Origin of the sequence: Spirosoma aureum, assembly GCF_011604685.1 — a bacterium.
In the GTDB taxonomy this organism is placed as follows: Bacteria; Bacteroidota; Bacteroidia; order Cytophagales; family Spirosomataceae; genus Spirosoma; species Spirosoma aureum.
This window is the reverse complement of record NZ_CP050063.1, coordinates 960,071-985,485: the sequence shown is the minus strand read 5'-3', so window position 1 is coordinate 985,485 and position 25,415 is coordinate 960,071. Positions and strand designations below refer to the sequence as shown.

The window sequence follows — 25,415 nt, the reverse complement described above, 5'->3', positions numbered from 1 at the left end:
TCACCGTGGTGTCGGGTTCTCAAACCCGACACCACGGTGAACGGCAATCAACGTCAAAAATTGAGTGGATCGAGGTTCCTGAAATGGCCATTCATGCGAATGCGTTGCTTGGTGCGCTCCATATCGGCAACGACAGGCAACACATTATTGAGATGCTGGATCAGAAAAAGCTGACGCTCGGCCTCGGTTTCAAGCGTCAGGAGTTCATATTCCTGCTCAACGGACAGGCCAACTTTGTGAGCGACTTTATACGAGAAATTGGCGCTGGCAGAATCGTAATCCGTTTCAATCTGCAATAAATTGTAAAGCCGTTCCAGCCGTTCTGTCAGCGGAATGACATGAGCACTAAAGCCATCACCGGGTTCAACCAGTTCGACATCACCGCCAGCGTAGAGTTTTCCGGCTACTGGATTTTCAAAATTGACTAACCGAAAAACAGTTACCCCTTTCGATTTAATGTCCATCCGGCCATCGTCGTAGCGCTTGTGAAGGGTTGTTACGTGCATTTCGGTTCCGTAGCCTGGCAATTTGTTGTTGATAAAGGCCGGAATCCCGAATGTCCGCTCTTCTTCCAGACATTCATTAATGAGTTGGCGGTAGCGCGGCTCGAAGATGTGAAGGTTCAAATCTTCGCCCGGATAAACGATTAGATTAAGCGGGAACAGCGGTAACCTCTTTTCCATAGCGCCGAAAAGGTACGGGTTTTCAGCCAAAAATCGCGTCAGCCGTCACAAAACGCACGTTTCGTGAATGAGCTTCCGCATAAATCGAGTCAGCAAGATAGCCCAGGTTGGTCACATCCGACATGCAATCCGTTACAACGACAGTTTTAGCGATAAGACTCGGAGCAAAGTCCAGAATCTGTTTCAAACTGTTGGCTACGCAATGCGATTTAGCTTCCCCCATCAGATAGACCATATCAAAACGCTCAAGATCAGCGATTAGCTTCGTGTTAAGCTGCGTTTCAGGTACGTTCGGGTCAGGCACCTGCGCCCGAAAGATTCCAAAATGCTCTGACAATGGATGCAGTCCTTTCGGAACGGCCACATAATCGAGTTCTCGCTTCCGCGACCATACTTTTAGGGCATCGAGCAATGTATCGTGCAGGGCGGCACCACGCGAGCCGATCAGGCAATGTTCAGGCCATATAAAGTGCTGAAACTGGCCATCGGCCTCCAGATCATGAACATACTGACGAGCCTTTTCGACCGAAAAACGAGGCACCCAACGTCCTGCGTCTACGTCCTCGGCTGAAATGTGAGTAAAAGGGGCGGGATGTTGCCCATTTTCATCCTGCCAGAACAGTGGGTGAGCAATATCGAGCAGATGATGCATATCGAGCGTCACAACAATATGATCGATCTGATCGGCATGTTGGCGAATGAGGTTCGCCATACGCTCAACGTCCTGCTCAGCCCCTGGCACAAACAAGGCCCCATCGGGATGGCAGAAATCAAATTGTGTATCAATAATAAGGAAGGCCTTTGTCACAAACCCTGAGTTCTATCGGTCAATTTAACTGTCTTTACGGTGCGGAATCACGGTCCAATGTTTTACGCCGGGCTTGTGGTCGGCTATGATGCTAGCAGCAACCTCTTCCAGATTTTCTTCGTTTGTCGTAAAAAACAGGCTTTCCGGATGATCACTATCCTGCGTGATTTTTACTTCATAATATTCATTGTGGTGTTCAACAGCGTGCTTTTCTACGAGTTTGTACTTAGCCATACGACAAACATTTTTTGGTTAATTGCCTATAGTTCATGGCTTGACACCACGGCTATAAACATAGATACGATAACCTGATTTGCGAGCAGATGTTTACCCCAGAACGGTAATCAGCACAGCGCCAGCAACCATAATACCGGCTCCAATTAGCTTTCGAACGATACCCTGTTCGTTAAAAAACTGGTATCCGAATACTACACTTACCAGCGCCGACGTCTGGAATAATGCCAGAGCATAACCCACTGGCATACCGGCCAGAGCCACATTACTGGCCACCTGCGTAATGCCCACAGTCAGGAACAGGGCCAAGTACGTAATTTTCTGCGAAAACAGCAGCGTTGTCTGCTCCTGCCAGCGATTTCTCATAGTGAGCACGATCCAGATGAATGTAAAACCGAAGCCGAACAGGCACCAATAGAAAAAGGCGATAGCTGGCGTCGACAGGACAATTGCTTTTTTCAGAAATGCCCCATCAATGGCCGAAAATACCAGCGCTGCCAGCCTTAATTTCACTTCCTGTCGCTGAAATAGATGCCAGGAGAAGCCTTTGCGCTGTTGCTTATTACTCAGCACCACATAACTCCCTGCAACGATCAGCAGAACGCCCGCCAGACCCCACCAGCCCGGAATTTCGTTCAGCAAAAAAATGCCGGCAATAAGGCCTACTACTGATTTATACGCATTAATGGGTCCTAACACCGACAGATCACCGATATGAAGCGCTTTCACCAGAAATACATTTCCGACCATCGCAAACAGGCCTACAACCAGCATACTTTGCCAGAAGGCCATTGGCAAACCCGTAAAGCGAAGCTGTGGCCAGAATAGCAAACAAGTCAGTGCCAGGAATCCGTAAGTTGCTGAGATAACAAAGAGTGGATCAGCGGATCGATGCGTTAACTGCTTCTGAAATACATTCGAGAGCGGATTGGCTACGATTCGGATCAAAACGGCAAAGGTGGTAATGGTAATAATTGTTAATAGCATAGGTTGTTTGGCATAGATGCATCAGAAAAATATACAAAAAAAATGCGTAATAGCCATGCGGGAAGGCCTATGAGTCACTTTATTCGTTTGACGATTGCTGGTAGCTAACGATAATAAAACATTATTTCTCAAAGCAAAACAACCTTTTTTCTGCCTACCACTTTCCTGATTAACAAACGTTTCGTACCTTTGCGGTCTTATTTTTGGACCGGGCTGCCGGAGCGAAGGAGATACGAGGTGAATACACTACGCGCATACGACATCAACATTGTCGGGCTGGATAACAAACGCTACGAATACGACTTTACGTCGGGGGATGCGTTTTTTGCCGCGCTTGAGCAGGATTTGATCCAAAAAGGGAACGTTCAGACGCACCTGATTCTGGACAAGTCGGAGACAATGATTCGGCTGGCTTTTCATATTACGGGCGCCGTTGAACAGATTTGCGATCGGAGCCTTGATGAATATGATGAACCCGTCGACACGCAGCAGACGATGCTGCTGAAGTTTGGTGACCATAACGAAGAATTGAGCGACGAAATTGAACTGATTGAGCGTAACACGGCGACCATTAATATAGCCCGTTACATTTTTGAGTTCATCAGTCTGTCGCTACCCATGAAGCGCCTGCATCCCCGTTTTCGTGATGAGGATGACGAAATTGACGATGAGCAGAACGGTAAAGTAATCTATCGCTCTGATGCTGAAACGACTAATGAAGACGACCAGCCTGCTATTGACCCTCGCTGGGCGGCCTTGCGTAAACTGAGTGACAACTAAATAAATTGAGTTGTAGCGTTTAAACGTTGTAGAGCTTTTCGATTTATAGTCTCTACCACAGCCAACTCTACGACTTTGTAACTATACAACTTTACAACTTAAAAAAATGGCACACCCCAAACGACGCCACTCCAGCACCCGGCGCGATAAGCGCAGAACTCATTACAAGGCTACGGCCGTAACCCTCTCGACCGACGCCCAGACTGGCGAAGTTCATGAGCGTCATCATGCTCACGTTTTTGAGGGCAATCTATTTTACAAAGGGCAAATTATCATTGAGAATTACGCTAAAACAGCCTAATTATCATTCATTTATAAAGAGTATTTCGCTGACGTCTTCCCGAAGATGAACGTGAAATACTTTTTTATTGCCCGCTACCTCCCTATTTTTACGCATATTTTTATTGCAAACCAGCTTATCTGGGAGGTATTGAACAAACGGAGTCAATGAAAATTGCAGTGGACGCAATGGGTGGCGATTTTGCCCCCGAAGCTATTGTAGAAGGAGTTGTAATGGCCGCTGCTGAACTGCCGGAGAACGTAGCTATTGTGCTGATAGGCAAGCAGTCACTTGTGCAGGAATTAATCCAGAAACACGGTGCGGAAGCCGTTACCAATATCGAATTGGTCAACGCCGACGACGTCATTGAAATGAGTGAGCACCCAACCAAAGCGCTCTCGCAGAAACCCAATTCCAGCATCGGAGTTGGGTTTAAGCTTTTGAAAGATGGTCAGGTCAACGCTTTTTGCAGTGCCGGAAACACAGGGGCCATGCACGTAGGCGCACTATTTAGCATTAAAGCAATTGAAGGCATTTTACGACCGTGTATCGCCGGTTTTGTCCCACAAATTACGGGCGGTCATGCCGTTATGCTCGATATTGGAGCCAATGCTGACTGTAAACCTGAAATGCTGGCTCAGTTTGGCGAAATTGGATCGATCTATGCCCAGTACACGTTTGGTATTGAACGCCCACGTGTCGCTCTGATGAACATCGGTACCGAAGAGCAAAAGGGATCACTTGTGGCTCAGGCAGCCCATCAACTCCTGAAAGATAGCCGTAAAATTAATTTCGTAGGCAACATCGAGGGCGGAGATTTCTTTGCCGGACAGGCCGATGTCATTGTCACGGATGGCTTTACAGGCAATACGATGTTTAAGCTGGGTGAGTCGTTCTACACAATGGCAACCCAACGGGGCATCAGTGATGATTTTTTAGACAAAACCAATTACGAGTCAGTGGGCGGCAGTCCGATTCTGGGCGTCAATGGCAACGTAATTATTGCTCACGGGATCTCGTCCCCGTTGGCCATTAAAAACATGATAAGTCTGGCCATCCGACAGGTTGAATCAGACGCTTACACTAAAATTGCACAAGCCCTCAGTTAGTTTAAAGTTTACAGTCTATAGTTTTCAGTTGATACACCAGAAACTAAACTGACAATTATAAACTTTAAATTATAAACTTTTTTGTACCACCTACTTATGAGTAAAGCTGCCATAACAGGAGTCCACGGCTATGTCCCCGACTACGTGCTGACCAATGCCGAATTGGAGCGCATGGTAGATACAAACGATGAATGGATAACCAGCCGAACGGGTATCAAAGAACGCCATATTCTGAAAGGAGAAGGGATGGGTTCATCGCATATGGGAGCCAAAGCAGTAGCTGGTCTACTTGAGAAAACAAATACCAGACCTGAAGACATTGATCTGCTTATCTGTGCAACAACCACCCCCGACTACGTATTTCCCGGCACGGCGAACCTGATCTGCGATATGGTGGGAATTCGGAATATCGGTAGTTTCGATATTCAGGCCGCCTGTTCAGGATTTCTGTACGCATTAACCATCGGATCACAGTTTATCGAGACGGGCAAATACCGGAAAATAGTTATTGTTGGCGCAGACAAGATGTCGGCCATCATCGATTATACCGACCGGGCAACCTGTGTTTTGTTTGGCGATGGAGCCGGTGCCGTCTTGCTTGAACCGAACGAAGACGGCTTTGGCGTAATTGATTCGATCATCAAATCGGATGGAGTCGGGCAAAACCATTTGTATCAGAAAGCCGGCGGAAGCCGCTATCCGCCCACGCACGAAACCGTCGAAAAACGCTGGCATTACGTTTATCAGGACGGCCCTGCTGTGTTTAAATTCGCCGTCAAGAATATGGCCGATGTGTCGGCTGAAATCATGGAACGAAATCACCTGGCCGGCAGCGACGTTGCCTGGCTGGTGCCACACCAGGCCAATAAACGAATTATTGACGCTACCGCTCACCGAATGGGAATAGAGTCGGATAAGGTCATGATGAATATCCATAAATACGGCAACACCACCGCTGCTACTATACCACTTTGCTTATTTGATTACGAATCACAGCTAAAGAAAGGAGATAATCTGGTATTAGCTGCTTTTGGTGGTGGCTTCACATGGGGAGCTGCTTACGTGAAATGGGCGTATTAAAATAAGTTTACTGTTTTTTGGCAATAGTTTACAGTATTTTACTGGAACTAAAGGCCAAAAATTGTAAACGTCTACATTGAAAACTGTAAACTAGTAAGAATGGCAACGACCGCAGACATCCGCAATGGACTAGTCTTAAACTTCAACAACGATCTCTTTCAAATTACCGAATTTCAACACGTGAAACCCGGTAAAGGCGCAGCTTTCGTGCGTACAAAGTTAAAAAGCCTGACTACGGGCCGGGTAATCGATAATACATTCAACTCGGGTGTAACGATCTATCCTGTTCGGGTTGAACGCCGGAAATTCCAATACCTTTACAAGGACGAAGCTGGCTATAACTTTATGGATCAGGAGTCGTTTGATCAGATTAATATCGATGAAAAACTCATTGATGGAGCCGATCTGATGAAAGAAGGCCAGGAAGTTGAAATTCTGATCAATGCCGAAACGGAAGTCCCTCTTTCGTGTGAGCTGCCACCGTTTGTCGAACTGGAAGTGACCTATGCAGAACCCGGCATTAAAGGTGATACAGCCAACAGCCCCAAAAAGCGGGTTGAGGTAGAATCAGGTGCTAAAATTATGGTTCCGCTCTTTATAGAGTCTGGCGAAAAAATTAAGGTCGATACCCGCACACGGGATTATGTAGAACGCGTGAAATAAGTTTTTGACTTATGAATGATGAATGTGAACGATTCGCTATGGCAATTGTCAGTTCTTAATCATTCATAATTCATCATTCAAAAGCTATGAGCACAAAAGACATTCAGCAACTCATCGACTTCATCTCCCAATCTGGCCTAGATGAGGTAAATATCGAAACGACTGATCTTAAAATCAGCGTAAAACGGTACGGTTCGGGCGTACCCACCGCCCCGGCTACAGCTCCTTCACCGGCTGCGTTTGCACCTGTAGCACCACAACCACAGACCACAGCGCCATCGGCAGTTGCTGCCCCAACGGTTGCAGCAGCGCCCAAAGCTGAAACGTCAAACTACATAACCATTAAATCGCCGATGATCGGAACGTTCTACCGTTCATCTAATCCCGAAACGCCTTCATTTGTTGAAGTCGGTGATAGCGTCACTGAAGGTAAAGTAGTCTGCATCATTGAAGCCATGAAGCTGTTCAACGAAATCGAGTCGGAGGTATCTGGCCGCATCGTAAAAGTTCTCGTCGAGAATGCGACCCCGGTCGAATACGATCAGCCCCTGTTTTTGGTAGAACCTATTTAATTAGTGATTGGGCGAATGAGTGAATGAGCGAATAAATCGGCGCGAACAAAACATTCATTCATTCGCTCATTCACTCATTCGCTCATTATGTTCAAGAAAATATTAATCGCCAACCGAGGTGAGATCGCATTGCGAATCATTCGGACCTGCCGCGAAATGGGTATAAAAACGGTAGCTGTTTTTTCGACAGCCGACCGCGACAGCCTGCATGTGCGCTTTGCCGATGAGGCTGTTTGCATTGGCCCACCGGTTAGCAAACAATCTTATCTGAGTATCCCCAGCATTATTTCGGCGGCTGAAGTGACCGGAGCGGATGCCATCCACCCCGGCTACGGGTTCCTGTCCGAAAATGCTGAATTCTCGCAAATCTGCGCCGATTACGGCATTAAGTTTATTGGAGCCACCGCCGAGCAAATCAACGGTATGGGCGATAAGGCAACCGCCAAAGCGACCATGAGAGCAGCTGGTGTTCCGGTTATTCCGGGTTCGGAGGGGCTGTTGGAATCCATCGAACAGGGCAAGACCCTTTCGGCCGAAATGGGCTATCCCGTCATTGTGAAAGCAACGGCTGGTGGCGGAGGCCGAGGAATGCGGATTATTCGCTCGGAAAGCGAGTTTGAAAAAGCCTGGAATGATGCCCGTACCGAAGCCGGAGCTGCTTTTGGTAATGACGGACTTTATCTGGAAAAATTCGTCGAAGAACCGCGGCATATTGAAATTCAGATTGTTGGTGACCAATTTGGTAAAGTCTGCCATCTCTCAGAACGTGACTGTTCGATTCAGCGCCGTCACCAGAAACTGGTAGAAGAAACTCCATCGCCCATTGTTTCGCAGGAACTTCGGGAGCAAATGGGGGCAGCCGCCATCAAAGGTGCACAGGCAATTGGTTATGAAGGCGCAGGAACGGTTGAGTTTCTGGTCGATAAGCATGGAAAGTTCTATTTCATGGAAATGAACACCCGAATTCAGGTTGAACACCCCATTACGGAAGAAGTAACGGACTTCGATTTGATTAAAGAGCAAATCAAGGTGGCTGCCGGGGTCGAAATTTCAGGGCGGAACTACACTCCGAAACTCTATGCGATGGAGTGCCGGATCAACGCTGAAGATCCAGCGAATGGTTTTCGGCCATCACCGGGTAAAATTACCGTGCTGCACATGCCGGGTGGTCACGGCGTTCGCGTAGACAGTCATGTGTATACGGGCTACACCATCCCCCCCAACTACGACTCGATGATTGCGAAACTGATCGTATCAGGACAATCACGCGAGGAAGTCATTACGCGGATGAAGCGGGCATTGCAGGAATTTGTGATCGAAGGCATCAAAACCACGATTCCATTCCATATTAAACTCATGGACGATCCAAAATTCAAATCGGGTCAGTTCACTACGGCGTTTCTGGAAACGTTCGATTTCAGTACATTGTAGTACTAATTCGCAGGCGAAAACTGCCGTATCTGGTAAAAAAAACGGGTGTCTTGCTTTGTATACAAGACACCCGTTTTTTTTACTATTCCTACCCCCGCATGAATCACCTTGCTACTGCAGATTACATTGTTTTCTTCATTTACTTAGTCGTTGTTGTTGGCTATGGCTACTGGGTTTATCACCGCCGACGGCGCGACGAGGTCAACACAAACGATTTTTTTCTGGCTGAGGGTTCGCTAACGTGGTGGGCAATTGGCGCTTCGTTGATAGCCTCTAATATTTCGGCAGAGCACTTCATTGGAATGGCTGGTTCAGGCTTTGCGATGGGACTGGCGATTTCATCGTACGAATGGATTGCAGCAGCCACGCTGGTAATTGTGGCTGTCTATTTCATACCGATCTATCTTCGGAACCACATTTACACCATGCCGCAGTTTCTGGCGCAACGGTATAGTGATACCGTCAGCACTATTCTGGCTATATTCTGGCTTGTGGTTTATGTTCTGGTCAATCTTACGTCTATTCTCTATTTAGGTGCCATTGCGATTGAATCATTGGCCGGAATTTCATTCACGACCTGCACCTTTGGCCTGGCGATATTTGCCATTTTCATAACGCTGGGCGGCATGAAAGTAATTGGTTATACCGATGTAATTCAGGTCGTTGTGCTCATTATAGGTGGCTTAGTCGTAACCTATCTGGCCTTACAATTGGTAGCTCAGGAAACCTCCGGAACACAGAGCGTCTGGACTGGCTTAATGTCGTTACGCCAAAAAGCAGACGGGCATTTTCACATGTTTTTTGCGAAAGGTCATCCATATTATGACGTTTTACCGGGTATGGCACTGGTAACCGGTGGCATGTGGATCAATAACCTGTCGTACTGGGGCTGCAATCAATATATTGTTCAACGAGCGTTAGGCGCTGATCTGAAGACCGCCCGGAGTGGCATCTTGTTCGCTGCGTTTCTGAAACTGATGATCCCGCTGATCGTTGTTATTCCTGGTATCGCAGCCTATGTGCTCTACCAGAGTGGCCCATTCCGGGCGGCTATGACCGATGCATCGGGCGTGGTAAAACCCGACCATGCTTACCCTGTCTTGATGAACTTACTTCCGGTAGGTATGAAAGGGCTGGCCTTTGCTGCCCTGACAGCTGCTGTTGTGGCCTCTCTGGCGGGCAAATGCAACTCCATATCGACCATTTTTACGCTGGATATTTACAAGAAATTTTTTGATAAAAATGCCTCCGAGCAGAAGCTCGTAAATGTTGGCCGATGGGCCGTTATTGTGGCCTTCATCATAGCCATTGCCCTGGCCCCTATGCTACGGTCGCTCGATCAGGTGTATCAGTACATCCAGGAATATACAAACTTCATTACACCGGGTGTATTTGCCATTTTCCTGTTGGGTTTCTTCTGGAAACGGGCCACAAACCGAGCTGCGCTAACCGTAGCAATTCTCACGATCCCCTTATCGACACTGCTTAAATTCTGGCCGGAAGTGACGGAGATGTTCGGAGCACCAGCCGACCCAATTCCTTTTCTGCACCGCACAACCTGGGTATTTTGCATCGACGTAGCCCTGATGGTTGTCGTATCACTCACAGATTCTATCCAGGTTAAAGGATTGATTGTCGATCGAAAGATGTTCCGGGTATCGCCCTCGTTTGTTGTAGGTTCTATCGGAATTTTCAGTATTTTGGCTGTACTATACGCCGTTTTCTGGTAAACCAAAACGAATGGTAAAACTTCTGATGACAACCTTGCTGCTGGCATCAACTTCGGTTTACGCACAACTGCACGAACGGCTTGATTCCCTTATGCAAGCGACTACACAGGCTGCTCAACCGGGTACGGCTTTGTTGGTTGTTATTGGAGGGAAAGAGGTATATCGAAACGGTTATGGTCTGGCCAATGTCGAAACGAAATCGGCTATAACACCGACAACGAACTTTCGGATGGCCTCGGTCTCGAAGCAGTTTACAGCTATGGGCATTCTGTTGCTGGAGAAAGACAAAAAGCTGTCGCTGGACGATCCATTAGCCCGATTTTTTTCCGAATTCAATGGTAATGTCAGCCGAAAGGTTCGAATTCGGAATCTGCTCACTCATTCGTCGGGGATACTGGATTATGAAACGGTGATGAATCCAAACCAGAAGAAACAACTCCTGGATGCCGATGTACTTACACTACTGAAAGATCGTGATTCATTATATTTTGAACCGGGCAGTCAGTTTCGATATAGCAATTCGGCCTACTGCCTGCTGGCCCTGATCATTGAGCGCGTATCAGGACAGCCGTATGCATCATTTATTGAGCAGCATATTTTCCAGCCTTTAAAGATGGAGCAATCCGTTGTGTATGAGGCCGGGAAACCGATTCCTGACCGGGCAATGGGTTACGCACGCAACAAGACTGGCACATTTGTATTCTCCGACCAAAGTGTAACCAGTGCGACTAAAGGCGACGGTGGCATCTATACGTCTCTAAACGATTATCAAAAATGGGCCGATGCATTAAGGAATAATACGTTGCTTGATCTGCCTGCCGTATTGGCTCGGACCGGCCAGGCCATTCGGTCAACAACGGGTAGTTATTATGGTGCAGGCTGGTTCTATCGTCAGCCAGCCAATCCGATTCTGTTTCATTCTGGCAGCACCTGTGGATTTAACAACTTTGTGGTTGCAATACCCGAAAAACAGTTTTTGGTCGTTTATTTTTCGAATAGAGCCAATAATAAATCGAATGCGACAGCTTTGCTTCAACTGTTGGCCAGCGCTAGCCCCAGGGAAGTTGCTGACATGCTGGCTTTAGACGATCTGACCCAATAATAACTTGTGCGCTAACACCGCACCTATCTTACTGGTTAACAGGAATAAATTTGTAAATTTACCGTCAAAATTTTCATTTGGCCATGATTAGCGAAACCGCCCCCCTTACTAGCCTCGATCAGTGGGAAGACGATCTACTGAGTCGCTACCCCGAACCGGAGCATAAATCAAAAGAAGACTACCGGAACTATGACTCACCCGAGCGCGACACGGTTCGGGAGTTTTACCGGCTTAACCATACCTATCAAACGTACGATTTCGTACTGGAGAAAGAACGGGAGTTCCTGAAATTTGATAAGAAGGAATTACCAGTTTGGGGAGCGATGGAGTTTCTGAACACACTTGTCGACGATTCTGATCCTGACACTGACCTTGACCAGCTTCAGCACCTACTGCAAACCGCAGAGGCTATCCGCGCGGATGGTCACCCCGATTGGTTTGTACTGACGGGTTTCCTGCACGATATGGGCAAAGTATTATGTCTGTTTGGTGAATCACAGTGGGCCGTTGTTGGTGACACGTTTCCGGTTGGGTGCCAGCATTCAGATAAGATCGTTTACCCAGAGTTCTTCGTCAATAATCCAGACAGCCGCGACGAGCGGTACAACACGAAATATGGTGTTTATGAACCCAATTGTGGTTTGCGCAACGTGCATATGTCGTGGGGGCATGATGAGTACCTGTACCAGATCATGAAGGATTATATGCCCGAGCCCGCTCTGTATATGATGCGTTATCACTCGTTCTATTCGCAACACCGCGAAGAAGCCTACAATCACCTGATGGATGAGCATGATCATGAGATGTTCAAATGGGTGCGGAAGTTCAACCCGTATGACTTATATTCAAAAAGTCCCAAGCCACCGGTAGTGAGTGAATTGAAGCCTTATTATGAGGACTTAATCGCCAAGTATTTACCAGCAACATTGCGGTTGTAAGGTAAATAAGTAAGCTTGCTCAGGAAAATAGTACCCACCGAAAATAAATACTGGACTATGTATCTTGAAGAACGTATTGAGCAAGTGGAACGACAGAATGAAACAACGGCCGGTGCCATCGCCGACCTTACAGTTGACGTTCGGACTATTCGTCATGATCAAACTGTAGGATTTAAACAGGTTAACGCCCGGCTTGACAAGCTAGAGACTCGCCTTGAAAACGTTGAAGCAAGGCTTGAAAGAGTAGAGAATGAAATAATTATACTCAAGCAGGATGTCACTGAACTTAAGCAGGACATGGGTACCATGAAGCAAACCCTACAACTCATTTTGGCGTACCTGCACGAGAAATTGCCCTAAAATAAATAGTAGACCATAATCTGTGGCCAGGAGTCATCAAGGCACAAAGTACACAAAGAATCTTTGTGTACTTTGTGCCTTGATGTTTTAATCGTTACTGATGTTACTCTTCCTCATTTCACTTTACCTACTTTCCAATGTAGCTGTTGGAGCATGGGCCGCCCGGCGGGTAACAACGTCGCAGGATTTTGTGCTGGCTGGCCGACGGTTGCCTTTGTTGCTGGCGGCTTCGGTAACTTTTGCAACCTGGTTTGGTTCTGAAACCATCATGGGTGCACCAGCCATGTTTGTGGAGGGCGGTTTTCTGGCTGTCATTGAGGAACCATTCGGCTCTGCCTTATGCCTGTTTTTAGTCGGCGCTTTTTTTGCCAGACCACTCTATCGGCTCAATATCACCACCTTCTGCGATTACTTCCGAATCCGATTTGGGCGATCGGCGGAGTTGCTATCGGCCGTTATGGTTATTCCATCCTATTTCAGTTGGATTTCTGCTCAACTTGTGGCAATCGGTATCGTTCTAAGTGTTGTAACAGATGTTCCCCGCGAGTATTGCATCATTGCCAGCGCCACCATCGTCATGATTTACACGCTTCTGGGCGGTATGTGGTCTATCTCCGTCACTGACTTTTTCCACAATCTCATCATTATTCTGGCCTTGGCCGTGCTTGGTTTTATGCTCTGGAACGATATTGGTGGATGGGAAACAATCCAAAAACGAACACCTGCTGGCTTTTTCCGTTTTTTACCCCAATCGACCGGCAAAGACTGGCTGGCTTACATCGCGGCCTGGATAACGATTGGGTTAGGATCGATCCCTCAACAAGACGTTTTCCAGCGTGTTATGGCCGCGAAAACTGAGAATACATCGGTTAAAGCCTCTTATCTGGCATCGGCTATGTATCTGACAATAGCGATGTTGCCCTTGTTCATTGCACTAAGTGCTAAACTTCTTCATCCCGATTTGCCTAAAGATAACCAGCTTATTATTCCAAACATGGTCATGAGGCATGGAGGCTTACCTTTGCAGGTGCTGTTTTTTGGGGCGGTTACATCCGCCATTCTGAGTGTTTCCAGTGGGGCCATCCTGGCTCCTTCAACCGTATTTGGCGAAAACGTTGCTAAATTTTTCTGGCCTAATCTGAGCGATCAGGCGCTCCTTAAAATCATTCGATGGACGGTAGTCATTATCACGGTTATCTGCGTGCTGATGAGTACTACACGCGACACAAATATCTTTGATCTCGTTGGCGAATCATCAGCATTTAGCCTGGTATCCTTATTTGTTCCGCTCGCAGCCGGAATCTACTGGAAACGCGCGAACCTGACTGGCTGTTTGGCTTCAATGGTGGTTGGTTTTAGTGTTTGGTTACTTTGTTTATGGATAGAAACTGATTACTCGCCAATGCTCTGGGGTCTGCTGGCCAGTACGATTGGCATGGTTGCCGGCAGCCTGCTTAACCCAGGTAAACGCCAGTAATCTAATGTATTTGAGCAGTATACAATCAAATGCCTACTCAATCAGACGAATAGCTGTCAAATAATCACACGGTAAGGGCACCTATTCAATCAGGAATGGATTTATCAAGTATCATAGCCAATGATTCGCTCTGGTAACCGCAGAGCTGATTTCCCATTCCAGTAAGCCGTTTATGTTGAGAATAGCTATCCTAAGTGATGTTCACGCTAATCTACCCGCTTTAAAAGCAGTATTGAAAGACATCGATGATCGGAATGTAGATCAGGTATTTTGCCTCGGTGACCTGGTTGATTTTGCCCCCTGGCCGAACGAAGTAATAGAATTGATCCGGCAGTATCGCATCCCAACTCTGATGGGTAATCACGATGAACGAATTGCCTTCGATCACCCTGTAGTTTCACTGGCAAAGCATAATTTGACCGAAACGGAAGCCCGAGTAAAAGCTATTGATTATACCCGTTGGGCCATTAGCCAGGAGAATAAAGATTTTCTGACTAGCCTTCCCCGGCAGTTTCAATTGTCCTTTTCGTTTGCAGACCTGGCTGTCAATGTCCTTCTGGTACACGCCAGTACGCGATCAATTGATGAATACATCTATGAAACACATGACCTGGCCGATCTGGAAGCGATGATGGATGAGAAAAAGGCGGATGTACTGCTAATGGGCCATACGCATCAATCATACATACGCTTTCTGCCGGTTTCGTCCGATAAGCGCCCAGCGAAGGTGGCCATAAATTGTGGGTCGGTGGGTCGTTCAAAAGAGGCAAATCCGTTTGCAACCTATCTGATCATGACCGTTTCGGGTGAACAGTTGGCTTTTGGGCCGGATTCCCTCACGTTTGATCTTATCAACGTTAGCTATCCTATTCAGCAGACTATCGAGGGAATCTATTCAAGTCCTATCCCTGATTTTTACGCGGACTTCTTAGAAAAAAAATTGCAGAAGTTTACCAGCTATGCATAAGCTCACGAATTCTTTTCCAGTTGCTTATACATCCATCAATCGCCGATGGTAATTAATCTGACCAAGGTGATAGGTCAGGTGCGTTGCCAGATGTACCAAAAAATAGCCGGTTGTTGTTTTCGTTTCAAAAACCAGCATCGGGTATTCTTCGTCAAGCTTCTCGTCTAAGAGTGCATCCAGTGCGTCATTAACGACTGTAATGGTTTCCTCAACTTTTTTTATAAGCGCTGCTTTAGGAATGTCTTTAAGCGAGAACTCCAGTTCACGGTGGCGGATATAACCCGTTTTTCCCAGTTCGGCTCCGATATAGGTATTTAAATTGCCGACCAGATGCAGACAAAGATTACCGGCCGAATTAGCAATTCCCCGTTCGATATGCCAGATTACTTCCTCGTTCTGATAGGCGCTAATTTCCTGCTTTAACCGATTCAGGTCTCTGTTAAATAAGGTTTTCAGAATTTGTACAAGCATGGGATGGATGTATGATGTTCTTTCAAACGACTACAAATAAGCGGGTTTCGCTAGCCAAAATACTGCTGTTCAATTCGCCCGACGTAGCCCAGATAGGTTGCCGAACTAAACCACGGTCGAATCTTTTTGCCAATATTGGGGTATAGATTCAATTGCTCCAACTCCGCTATCGGTTTCCAGACTAATTCGAGCGCGGTTGTTTCAGCCGGATTTAGCACTGGCTCTCCTTGGAGGTTTCGGGCCGCGAAAACAACATGCAAAACATCGTCATTTCGTTCTGACAATAGCATTTCGCCAGCCAGAATCATCTCGCCGACATCAACCGAAACGCCTAACTCCTCCCGAAGTTCGCGAATAACGGTCCTGGGCAGGATCTCACCCCGGTCAGGATTTCCTCCTGGCAATGCATACACATCCTGACCGCCATAATTGTAGCGCATCAATAGCACTTCGGTTTGATTGGCGTTCTGACGCCAGATAAGAGCAGACGGGCGAACTTTCATGAAGGCAACTTATAAAAGAGCGGTCGTCTTTCCCAATTTGCTGCTGGAAAAGACGACCGCTGTAAAAAACCGAGTAGGGTCTAAAAGACCAATAAGGTTTGGAGTTTAGTTCAGATCCCGCGTTGTTTCGAACAGGAACCAGGTACGACGTTCGGTTTCGTCGATGTAAACTTCAAGCAGGCTTGCTGTCGCTACATCTTCCGCATCATCGGCAATTGTATGGGCATCACGCATGTTTTTAGCCATCTTTTTGTTCTCGACAATCAGATCCGTGAGCATATCTTTCGGAGCTACGAAATCTTCATCGTTGTCTTTTACACGTTGTAGCTGTGCAATGTGGGCTACGGATCGAATGGTGTTGCCGCCAATTTTCCGAACGCGTTCGGCCAGCGGATCAATCGTCGCAAAAATCTGGTCGGCCTGTTCGTCCAGCAACAGATGGTAATCGCGGAAATGACGCCCGGACATATGCCAATGAAAATTCTTGGTTTTTATATACAGCGCAAAGGCATCAGCAACAAGACGATTCAGCGATTCGGCCACTTTCTCTCTACCTTTCTCTTTTAGATCAGAGGGGTATCCAGCGCTTCATTCTGGTTTATAGGACTCATGATTCAGTTCGTTTAAGTCGAAATTCTTTCCTCAGAGAAACCTTATTTATATCCGATTGTTCGCCAAGATCACTTAAAAACGGGCTAATACTTTCTCCGATACGGTTTTGCCGATCGACAGTGACGACGTGGCAGCTGGCGAAGGTGCATTGACCACATTGATCGCCTTATCGCTTTCCAGAATAGCAAAATCGTCGAGTAGACCGCCCGTTCGATCACACGCCTGTGCGCGAACACCCGCACCACCCTCTTCGAGATCGGTTTCCTGAACTTCGGGTATCAACTCCTGCAAGGCTTTTGTAAAAGCTGATTTCGAGAACGAACGATACATTTCTCCCAGACCGGTTTGCCAGTATTTGGCCGCTACCTTCTGAAAACCCGGCCAGGCCAGCGTTTCAAATAGCTCTTTCAGGTTTATAGCTGACTTTGTGTAGCCTTCACGCTGGAAAGCCAGCACCGCATTTGGCCCTGCCTCTATGCCCCCATGAATCATTCGGGTAAAGTGAACGCCAAGGAATGGGAAATTCGGATCCGGGACGGGATAGATCAGATTTTTAACCAGATACTGTTTCTCGGGCCGAATCTTGTAATACTCGCCCCGGAATGGCACTATACGCACGTCAACGGGTTCCCGCTGCGTTAGCTGGGCAATTTTATCGGAATACAGGCCGGCGCAATTGACCACAAGTTTTGTCTCATAGCGGTTTTTATTGGTCACTACAATACTCAGGCTAGTGCCAGGTGTCACCTGCTCCACGCGTTCTGAAAGACGAATTTCGCCCCCTAATGCCTGAAATTTCTCAGCGTATTTGTCAGATACCTGTTTATAGTCAATAATGCCCGTTTGTGGGACAAACATACCCGCAACACCATTAACATGCGGCTCAATTTCACGCATCTCGGGCAGCGATAGCCGTTTTAAACCGGTCAGGCCATTGCGCTGACCTCGATCATAGAGCGTATCTAACTGAGGGAGTTCCTCCTGCTTTGTAGCCACCACGATTTTCCCACAGAGGTCATAGGAAATGCCCTCAGCATCGCAGAAGTCAATCAGCATATGATAGCCGTTAATGCAATTGGTAGCTTTCAGGCTTCCCGGTTTATAATACAATCCGGAGTGAATTACTCCGCTATTGTGTCCGGTCTGGTGCCGGGCAACAGCCGGTTCTTTCTCAATCAAAATGACCTTCAGTTCAGGTCGTTGCTGTTTTAGTTGCAGAGCTGTGGCTAATCCCACAATGCCACCGCCAATAATTACTACGTCTGTCATGCCAAAATGGCTAATTGCCAGCCGCAAAGGTACAGCGTAACGACAGTTTATCGCTAAAAAACGGCCACAACGAAAATTCCGGTACAGCCTCCCCATTGCTTTCGCCCTGATTTGACTGGCGTGTTACGCTTGTCAAGTGCTAAGATTGACTCCAATACCGTTAGAATGAGCAGTTGAGTATCCTGAAGCAACGATCGAACATTGACAATTCTATTTATCTTTGGTAGAAGACTTACCGTGATAGATAGCAGCGATAATGCCATCCCCGGGCATCATGGACAACCTGTTGGAAACATTCCCTTCACTAGCATGAAAATTTCGGCCAGTATAAAAAGTACGTTTAATCATCAGGAAACCGTAGTACAGACAAATGAATCGGCAACAACCATACAGATTTCGACAAAATCATCTGGTTTTGGATCATCTATAAATGGCGGGGAACTGCTGCTGCTGTCATTGGCTACCTGCTTCTGCAACGACATCTATCGGGAGGCAGGCAAGAGAAACATAGCCGTTTCGGGGGTAGAAGTCCTGGTTACAGGTGAATTCGGTGCCGAAGGAGAGCCCGGATCAAATTTTACGTATAAAGCCAATGTAGTGTCAGAGGCACCACCAGCTGAAATCGAAGAATTGATTCTATATACTGACCGAATCGCAGAAGTGCATAATACCCTTAGGAAAGGTCTGAGCATTACGTTGACGACATAAGGTAGGCGGTTGCAAAAGTCAGAACCTGTCCTAAAATTGTCCTACATTGGTAAGCTAACAGACACTTATCAGAACTTTTGCGCTATACATACCGATTATAGAACTAAAAGAATAAAGTTATGTCATTGAAATCTGAGGAGGACCTGATCGGTATGCAGCATATTAGCCAGATTGTCGGGTCAACTCTTAACCTTATGCAACAATATGCCCGCCCAGGCATGTCGACGCTTGATCTGGATCAATACGGTCGACAACTTCTGGAACAGCACGGTGCCCGATCGGCCCCTAAACTCACCTATGGCTTTCCGGGCTGGACCTGCATCAGCTTGAATGAGGAAGTTTGTCATGGTATTCCATCAGCGAAACGAATCCTTCAGGAAGGAGATCTGGTCAATATCGATGTATCGGCTGAACTAAATGGTTATTGGTCAGATAATGGCGGTTCCTTTGTGTTGGGGCAGGATATTCATCAACATAGTGCCCTGGTGGAAGCGTCGAAGCGAATTCTGGCCAAAGCTATTAGCCAGATCCGAGGGGGTGTACAAATCGCTGCAATTGGACGCTTTATTGAAACCGAAGCCAAACGAAATGGCTATCGGGTCATCAAGAATCTGGCCGGGCATGGCGTAGGCCGGAGCTTGCATGAAGAGCCGCATGAGATTCTTTGCTATTATGATCGGTCCAACAAAGATCGGTTCAGAAAGAACTCGGTTGTGGCCATTGAAACGTTTTTATCCACTAAAGCCACGTATGCACACGAGAAGGGAGATGGATGGACGCTAATCGCTAAGGACAGTTTTGCGGTACAGCATGAACACACCATTGTCGTTACCGATAAGCACCCGATCATTCTGACTGCCGCAAATCAATTATGGAATTAGCATCCCGATCCTTTCAGCATCAATTGCGCTAAAGACAGTGGTGGTTACAAAAGTCAAAGACACAACGAATCAGTCTATCAGCTGACCAGTATAAAACGATGTTGATTATCATGGGCAATGCAAAATGGTAGCCTGTTTAGTCCACATTGACTTTTGCAACAGCTCGATTAGTAGGCCCCGGTCACTTTAGTTGTCCTTCTACCCAATCCAGGCCACGACCGTAGAGTGCGTGGGCAAACTGAACCCGGTTATCAAAATCATTATTAGCCGTATGGCCTTCGGTCATGAATGCCCGAACCAGGCGGGCATTGTCGGATGCCAGCGGTTGTTCGTATTGGGCATCACTTTCTGTACGAAAAGGGGCAAATACAGGTGACTCCCCCTCAAAATGCTGATAAAACAGATGTCCTCGTGGCGTCCTGACGGCACACAAAATACCGCTTGATCGACTGGTCGACGGAGCAAGGCTTCCTTCCAGACCCCGTTTAAGAACAATAGCAGCGTCAAATCCGGCCATTAAAGCAAGTTCGGCCATCTTCATCTGGTAGGTGATATGAAATACCGACGTCACCAGAATTTGTGCGTGGCAAGGGTTCAGCACTTTTTCAAGTGTGGCCAGAAATGGGCGTTTTATGATGGTCTGCCGCCGATCGACCCACCGATTAAGGGCAGGCGAAAGCGCTTTCTGGTCGAGTACCCAGCCATATCGCTCCAAAGGTGTATCGAGTTCATGATTACTTTGTAAAAACTGGCACCCAAGATGCATGTATAAATCAAGGGCATTCAGCGTAAATTTCGGGCCACCCGAACGCCCAACCATCGAAACGGCTCCATACCCCCGCTTCTGAAAAAACTGCGCCAGCAACGGTGTTATCAGGTAGCTGTTATCAACGCCATCAAAAGGTTCGGCAAGCTGAACTAGGGGTCGATCGGCACAACTAATTGGGCCAAAACCGGGCGAAAATGTACGCTCAGCAGCCTTCATCAGACCATGATATTCTTCGTTGGTTTCGTGCCTGACCCGCATGATACTCGCTGCCAGCCCCCGAAACGTTTCACAATCTGTATCCGCATCGGCACCATCACTAAACAGATAATCACCTAACTGATGCGCTTCACTTACCTGTAAATTGTGGCCTCTTACTAACTTAGTGGCAATCGGATGCAAGCCAACCGGCAAATCAGGGCAAACCTTATTGATAAAAAAAGTGGGATGTGAAAACGCGCCCTTGCCAATTACCTCCTCCAGCGCCATTTCTTCCTTAGTCGGTCCTTTCGCGATCAATGCGCCCAGAAAAGCCCCCCGTTGAAGCGGATGCGACATTGGATCTTCCAGCGCAGCACGACATTCGGCCAGCAACTCAGGCGTAAGCGGCTTACTGCCGTACTTGCCAATGCCAATGTGCTTGATACCTCGACCAAGTGCCGTGTCGACGGGCGCGTCTAAAGCCAGATTAACGATTGACATGAGCGATATAGGGAGGGAAAAGGTATATACGTAAAAGTAAGCGGGAAGTAATGAACTACTTATTCCTGGGCAAATTGTGAGCTATAGCTATGAATAGGCCACTTCGCTTCCTTTATAGTTTGTAATCGCATAGCATTAAAGTGATTAGACATAAAGGATATCTGGTCAATTTTATTACTAACAAACCAGATACTTTATACCAGGATATAACTGCGTTAGCAGCTGGAAAGTGGTATTTCTTAGCAACTGGCCAACAAAATCTGTCATTGCTTACCGCTGGATTTTGTTCGTTGTTCTGGCTATCCGCATCAGAAAATAGGCAGCTTTCATAGCTCTTGGTTAAACAAGTTTACAACATTATGACATACACTCAAAATTTACAACATGCATTTCCTAATAAATAATATACATTATTTTGATTTCACATTATTTATCAGAATTTTATCAATTACATTATTTATTTGTTCAAAATGCGTCCATTAACAATTACCTTATTCAAACTACTTTGGGGTATCAACCGTTAGAGTACAGGTGGTAATCCGGCTGGCTGCGTCCGAAAACACTAGCTTCGACCCATAATTCGTTATCGTTTGACATAACAGGGCTGAATCAAATACCCGGTTATAGCCCATTCTAAAATTCCTGGTTGTGAATTTTTGATGGGCACACTTGCCAGAAGGCAAACCACCTATTTTTACACCTAAATCACTTTTCGGTATAGATGGCGGAACGCATCACCTACGGCAAAACGTGGTGGGGACAGCAATGGCTCAACGCCCTGACAAGCATTGACATGGCCAATCGGCTACCACGGGGCAAAACGTATGCCAATAAAGGAGCTGTACAGGGATTAACTATTTCTACTAATCAGATCTCAGCTTCCATTAAAGGGTCGGCTCCTCGTCCTTATCGGACCAAGCTGACCGTGCAATTGTTTACTGAAGCCGAAAAAGAAAGTTTGCTGACCGAAATCCGGGAAAACCCGGCCATATTGGCTCAACTCTTAAATCGGCAGCTCCCACCCGAACTGATCGAATTTGCAAATCGGCAGGGAACACAGCTGTTTCCGCACTCATTCCGGGATTTGATTATGGGCTGCTCCTGCCCTGATGAAGCCGTTCCCTGCAAACATCTTGCGGCTGTCATTTATGTGGTGGCCAACGAAATTGACCGCAATCCATTTCAGGTTTTTCTGCTGAAAGGACTCGATATTCTGGCCGAATTACAGAAAGGGCAGCCGGATTCTGTTACTGGCAGCATGAATACGGTTATCTCGTTTCGGGAAATAGGTACCGATGAGTTGCCCGACGACGAAGACTGGCATCCCGACGATAAAATCCGGGCCGGACTTGATTTTGCGACCATCCCTCCTTTGGCCGACCAGTTGCTGGGTTTATTATCAACCGATGTTACGTTTACAAAGAGTGACTTCCATAAGTCGCTGTCCAAAGCGTACAGACTCTTCAGCAAACCACTTCTGGAGAAGTCTTTACTACAGCCCCTTCCAGACGATGAACCTCATCCTGACCCGAGCGATAGCATTGAGCTGCAACTCGATGAGGTCATGAAGGTCAAAAAAATCAGCATGTTCAGCGAACACGGCGAACCGCGCTCCATTGCGGGCTTTGCCATGGGTGACCTGACTAGCTGGCTCGACCGGCTCACCGAAGCCGACTGGCCCGAGATGAGTGATTCGGTAAGAGCCTTGTACCTGACTCAGCAATTTTCGGCTGCCTTGCTCCGCCGGGGTGCTGTAGTGCCGCAACTGCTGAAGGTAGGGCCAACTGAAGATCAGTATCGGGTACGATGGCTACCAGCCATGCTCAACGAAACGATTAAAGACCTGACCAGTCAACTGGCAACCCAAATTCCACCAACGTTACTGACGGTACGTTGGCAAAAAGAATGGCTGGCCCTGCCCGACGATCAACAGATATTGACGTTATGCTCACTTTTTCTGCGTCGGGTAATCAAACCGAGTACGATCGAACTCTGGGAGCGTTGGCCCCTGGAAGATGCTGACCGACTGTTTTTTGGGGTTGAAACCCTACGTTTCGAGGGCTTTGGTCGAAAAGAAATGCCATTAGCCATACAACTTTGGCTCAATGATTTCTTTCTGACCCACAAACGATTTGTTCCCATTCTGGCCGTTGAAGACAGCGAATGGGGCGATGAATTCCGGTTGAGTCTACTCATTCGTGACCGCGAAGAAGTGAATACAACCGCAGCCCCAGAACAACCCATTCCGCTGCCAGAACTGCTTACGAAAAAGAAACATGAACGAATTCGGATGGCCGTATTACAGGATTTACTAGTGCTGTCGCGACACTTTCCTGATCTGGCAAAACTGACGAAAATGGGAGGCCCTGCTTACCTGTCGTACTCGCCCGATGAGTTTGTGAAGGTTCTGCTGGAAACCCTTCCCCGCATGCAACTACTTGGCATTGCACTCTGGTTGCCCAAGTCGCTTCAACACTGGGTCAGACCGCAGGTAGGTGCCCGGTTGAAAGCCAAAGTCACGGATAAAAATGCCTTCATGCGGCTGGAAGACATGCTCATGTTTGACTGGCAGGTTGCTCTTGGCGATGAGATGGTGGGTGTCAACGAGTTCCAGAAATTAGTTAGCACCTCGAAAGGCCTTGTTAAAATTAAAGATCAATATGTACTGATCGACCCCGCTGAGCTTACTAAACTGTATAAACAACTCGAAAATCCGCCTGAGTTGACCGGCTCTGACCTGCTTAAAGCAGCGCTGGCAGAAGAATACAAAGGCGCCCGAATCGGGCTAACTGCCGAGGTTCGCAAGCTGGTCAAGCAGTTTACGGACAGTGAAGCACAACCGTTGCCCGAAGCGCTGAATGCTATCCTTCGCCCCTATCAGCAGCGTGGCTATGACTGGCTTCTTAAAAATACAACCCTGGGTATGGGCAGCCTGCTGGCCGATGATATGGGCCTGGGGAAAACGCTCCAGATCATTGCACTCCTGTTGAAATTTAAGCAGGAAGGGCGCTTTAAGAAGCAAAAAGGGCTGGTTGTGCTGCCCACGACGCTACTTACCAACTGGCAGAAAGAGATTGCCCGATTCGCCCCCGATCTAAAAGCACGAGTCTATCATGGCGCCAATCGAAAACTACCAGCTACTACCACTAAAGCCGATGATTATGATTTGCTGTTAACGACTTATGGTGTAGTCCGATCTGACCTTGATACGCTCAAGAAATTGACATGGGCAACCGTCGTCATCGATGAGGCTCAGAACATCAAAAATCCGGACACAGAACAAACGAAGGCCGTAAAAGCACTGAAAGCCCCTATCCGAATTGCGCTCAGTGGTACACCCGTTGAAAACCGTTTGTCGGAATTCTGGAGTATCATGGACTTCGTAAACAAAGGGTATCTGGGAGGGCTAGGTAAATTCAATGAGGATTTCGGGAAACCCATTCAGCAGGAACGTGACCACCAGAAACTCGATCTATTCCGGCGTGTAACGAGCCCTTTCCTGCTCCGTCGTATCAAAACAGATCGCAGCATCATTAGCGACCTACCCGACAAAATTGAGAACGATCAGTTCTGCTCCCTCACAACCGAACAGGCAGCGCTCTATGAAAGCGTAGTACAGGAGAGTCTGCGGGCTATTGAGGAAAAGGATGGCATTGCGCGTCGTGGTCTGGTATTGAAGCTAATGACAGCTCTGAAGCAAATTGGAAACCATCCCTACCAATACCTTAAACGAGGCAATAGCCGGGGCACTGGTCCTTCGCCTGCACTGTCGGGCAAGGCTACGTTATTGCTCAATCTGCTGGAAAACATCTATGCCAGCCACGAAAAAGTATTGATTTTCACGCAGTACCGCGAGATGGGCGAACTACTTCAGCAGTTCATCCAGCAGACGTTTGGTACACAACCCTTATTTCTGCACGGCGGCTCTTCCCGATCAGAGCGGGATCAGATGGTAGAGCAATTCCAGCGTAACCGCAGCGATCACACGTTTATTCTATCACTCAAAGCAGGTGGTACGGGTCTGAACCTGACACAGGCGAACCACGTCATCCATTATGATTTATGGTGGAATCCGGCCGTTGAGGCTCAAGCCACTGATCGCGCCTTCCGCATCGGCCAGACCAAAAATGTACTGGTTTACCGGCTTATGAACCAAGGAACGCTCGAAGAAAAAATCGACGCGATGATCCGTTCGAAACGCGAACTGGCAAACCTGAGTGTCCAGACCGGCGAAACCTGGCTGGGCGATCTGAGTGATGCAGAACTGAAAGAATTGGTGATGCTGGGGTAAATTTCAAATAG

25 protein-coding genes are annotated in these 25,415 nt (G+C 47.4%); 16 read left to right on the top strand and 9 right to left on the bottom strand.

Annotated elements, in window-relative coordinates; all coding sequences use genetic code 11:
• Positions 1-53: 53 nt before the first annotated feature.
• The 4 genes from G8759_RS04010 to G8759_RS03995 form a co-directional block, all read right to left on the bottom strand.
• On the bottom strand, positions 54-683 hold the full coding sequence (locus tag G8759_RS04010) for an LON peptidase substrate-binding domain-containing protein (RefSeq protein WP_167205446.1): 630 nt from the start codon (positions 681-683) through the stop codon (positions 54-56).
• A gap of 22 nt (positions 684-705) precedes the next feature.
• A complete protein-coding gene (locus G8759_RS04005; protein WP_167205444.1) occupies positions 706-1,491 on the bottom strand; it encodes a cysteine hydrolase family protein in 786 nt (261 codons plus the stop codon).
• Positions 1,492-1,515: 24 nt separating this feature from the next.
• The gene (locus tag G8759_RS04000) at positions 1,516-1,725 is read right to left on the bottom strand and encodes a hypothetical protein (protein ID WP_167205441.1); all 210 of its coding nucleotides are present in this window, start codon (positions 1,723-1,725) and stop codon (positions 1,516-1,518) included.
• Between the two features lie 93 nt (positions 1,726-1,818).
• Positions 1,819-2,712 carry a DMT family transporter gene (locus tag G8759_RS03995; protein ID WP_167205439.1) on the bottom strand — a complete coding sequence of 298 codons (894 nt, stop codon included), beginning with the start codon at positions 2,710-2,712 and terminating at the stop codon, positions 1,819-1,821.
• Positions 2,713-2,949: 237 nt separating this feature from the next.
• On the opposite strand from G8759_RS03995, the gene G8759_RS03990 reads away from it, so the two are divergent.
• The 13 genes from G8759_RS03990 to G8759_RS03930 all read left to right on the top strand — a co-directional run bounded on the left by G8759_RS03990 (position 2,950) and on the right by G8759_RS03930 (position 15,201).
• Positions 2,950-3,492 (top strand): YceD family protein, encoded by a 543-nt coding sequence (locus tag G8759_RS03990; RefSeq protein WP_167205437.1) that lies wholly within the window; start codon positions 2,950-2,952, stop codon positions 3,490-3,492.
• Positions 3,493-3,598: 106 nt separating this feature from the next.
• Entirely contained in the window at positions 3,599-3,793 is a 195-nt protein-coding gene (gene rpmF / locus G8759_RS03985; RefSeq protein ID WP_162388958.1) for a 50S ribosomal protein L32, read from the top strand.
• A gap of 146 nt (positions 3,794-3,939) precedes the next feature.
• Positions 3,940-4,881, top strand: a complete 942-nt coding sequence (gene plsX / locus G8759_RS03980) for a phosphate acyltransferase PlsX (protein ID WP_167205435.1) — start codon at positions 3,940-3,942, stop codon at positions 4,879-4,881.
• 96 nt (positions 4,882-4,977) lie between these two features.
• Entirely contained in the window at positions 4,978-5,961 is a 984-nt protein-coding gene (locus G8759_RS03975; RefSeq protein ID WP_162388960.1) for a beta-ketoacyl-ACP synthase III, read from the top strand.
• Between the two features lie 99 nt (positions 5,962-6,060).
• Complete coding sequence (efp, locus tag G8759_RS03970) at positions 6,061-6,624, top strand: elongation factor P (RefSeq protein ID WP_162388961.1); 564 nt, start codon at positions 6,061-6,063, stop codon at positions 6,622-6,624.
• Between the two features lie 86 nt (positions 6,625-6,710).
• The gene (gene accB / locus G8759_RS03965) at positions 6,711-7,196 is read left to right on the top strand and encodes an acetyl-CoA carboxylase biotin carboxyl carrier protein (RefSeq protein WP_167205433.1); all 486 of its coding nucleotides are present in this window, start codon (positions 6,711-6,713) and stop codon (positions 7,194-7,196) included.
• Positions 7,197-7,283: 87 nt separating this feature from the next.
• Positions 7,284-8,627, top strand: coding sequence for an acetyl-CoA carboxylase biotin carboxylase subunit (accC, locus tag G8759_RS03960; RefSeq protein ID WP_167205431.1), 1,344 nt, complete (start codon positions 7,284-7,286; stop codon positions 8,625-8,627).
• Positions 8,628-8,725: 98 nt separating this feature from the next.
• Positions 8,726-10,357 carry a sodium/sugar symporter gene (locus G8759_RS03955; RefSeq protein WP_167205428.1) on the top strand — a complete coding sequence of 544 codons (1,632 nt, stop codon included), beginning with the start codon at positions 8,726-8,728 and terminating at the stop codon, positions 10,355-10,357.
• Positions 10,358-10,367: 10 nt separating this feature from the next.
• Positions 10,368-11,459 carry a serine hydrolase domain-containing protein gene (locus tag G8759_RS03950; protein WP_167205426.1) on the top strand — a complete coding sequence of 364 codons (1,092 nt, stop codon included), beginning with the start codon at positions 10,368-10,370 and terminating at the stop codon, positions 11,457-11,459.
• An 83-nt stretch (positions 11,460-11,542) separates the two neighbouring features.
• Positions 11,543-12,397: an inositol oxygenase family protein gene (locus G8759_RS03945; protein WP_167205424.1), complete on the top strand. Its 855-nt coding sequence runs from the start codon at positions 11,543-11,545 to the stop codon at positions 12,395-12,397.
• A gap of 57 nt (positions 12,398-12,454) precedes the next feature.
• Entirely contained in the window at positions 12,455-12,757 is a 303-nt protein-coding gene (locus G8759_RS03940) for a hypothetical protein (RefSeq protein WP_167205422.1), read from the top strand.
• Between the two features lie 100 nt (positions 12,758-12,857).
• Positions 12,858-14,234 (top strand): sodium:solute symporter family protein, encoded by a 1,377-nt coding sequence (locus G8759_RS03935; protein WP_167205420.1) that lies wholly within the window; start codon positions 12,858-12,860, stop codon positions 14,232-14,234.
• 172 nt (positions 14,235-14,406) lie between these two features.
• Positions 14,407-15,201, top strand: coding sequence for a metallophosphoesterase family protein (locus G8759_RS03930; protein ID WP_167205418.1), 795 nt, complete (start codon positions 14,407-14,409; stop codon positions 15,199-15,201).
• Positions 15,202-15,225: 24 nt separating this feature from the next.
• Here the strand turns inward: G8759_RS03930 and G8759_RS03925 are convergent, their stop codons facing one another.
• From G8759_RS03925 to lhgO, 4 genes are all read right to left on the bottom strand, one after another.
• The gene (locus G8759_RS03925) at positions 15,226-15,672 is read right to left on the bottom strand and encodes a DinB family protein (protein ID WP_167205415.1); all 447 of its coding nucleotides are present in this window, start codon (positions 15,670-15,672) and stop codon (positions 15,226-15,228) included.
• Between the two features lie 50 nt (positions 15,673-15,722).
• Positions 15,723-16,175 carry an NUDIX domain-containing protein gene (locus G8759_RS03920; RefSeq protein ID WP_167205413.1) on the bottom strand — a complete coding sequence of 151 codons (453 nt, stop codon included), beginning with the start codon at positions 16,173-16,175 and terminating at the stop codon, positions 15,723-15,725.
• Positions 16,176-16,280: 105 nt separating this feature from the next.
• Positions 16,281-16,718 carry a Dps family protein gene (locus G8759_RS03915; protein WP_167205411.1) on the bottom strand — a complete coding sequence of 146 codons (438 nt, stop codon included), beginning with the start codon at positions 16,716-16,718 and terminating at the stop codon, positions 16,281-16,283.
• A gap of 141 nt (positions 16,719-16,859) precedes the next feature.
• Positions 16,860-18,056 (bottom strand): L-2-hydroxyglutarate oxidase, encoded by a 1,197-nt coding sequence (lhgO, locus tag G8759_RS03910; RefSeq protein ID WP_167205408.1) that lies wholly within the window; start codon positions 18,054-18,056, stop codon positions 16,860-16,862.
• A gap of 309 nt (positions 18,057-18,365) precedes the next feature.
• Between lhgO and G8759_RS03905 the strand changes: the two genes are divergently transcribed.
• Positions 18,366-18,764 carry an OsmC family protein gene (locus tag G8759_RS03905; protein WP_167205406.1) on the top strand — a complete coding sequence of 133 codons (399 nt, stop codon included), beginning with the start codon at positions 18,366-18,368 and terminating at the stop codon, positions 18,762-18,764.
• A gap of 119 nt (positions 18,765-18,883) precedes the next feature.
• Positions 18,884-19,645 (top strand): type I methionyl aminopeptidase, encoded by a 762-nt coding sequence (map, locus tag G8759_RS03900; RefSeq protein WP_167205404.1) that lies wholly within the window; start codon positions 18,884-18,886, stop codon positions 19,643-19,645.
• A 181-nt stretch (positions 19,646-19,826) separates the two neighbouring features.
• Here the strand turns inward: map and G8759_RS03895 are convergent, their stop codons facing one another.
• Positions 19,827-21,113, bottom strand: a complete 1,287-nt coding sequence (locus G8759_RS03895) for an anthranilate phosphoribosyltransferase (protein ID WP_167205402.1) — start codon at positions 21,111-21,113, stop codon at positions 19,827-19,829.
• A gap of 721 nt (positions 21,114-21,834) precedes the next feature.
• Between G8759_RS03895 and G8759_RS03890 the strand changes: the two genes are divergently transcribed.
• Entirely contained in the window at positions 21,835-25,404 is a 3,570-nt protein-coding gene (locus tag G8759_RS03890) for a DEAD/DEAH box helicase (protein WP_167205400.1), read from the top strand.
• Positions 25,405-25,415: the final 11 nt, after the last annotated feature.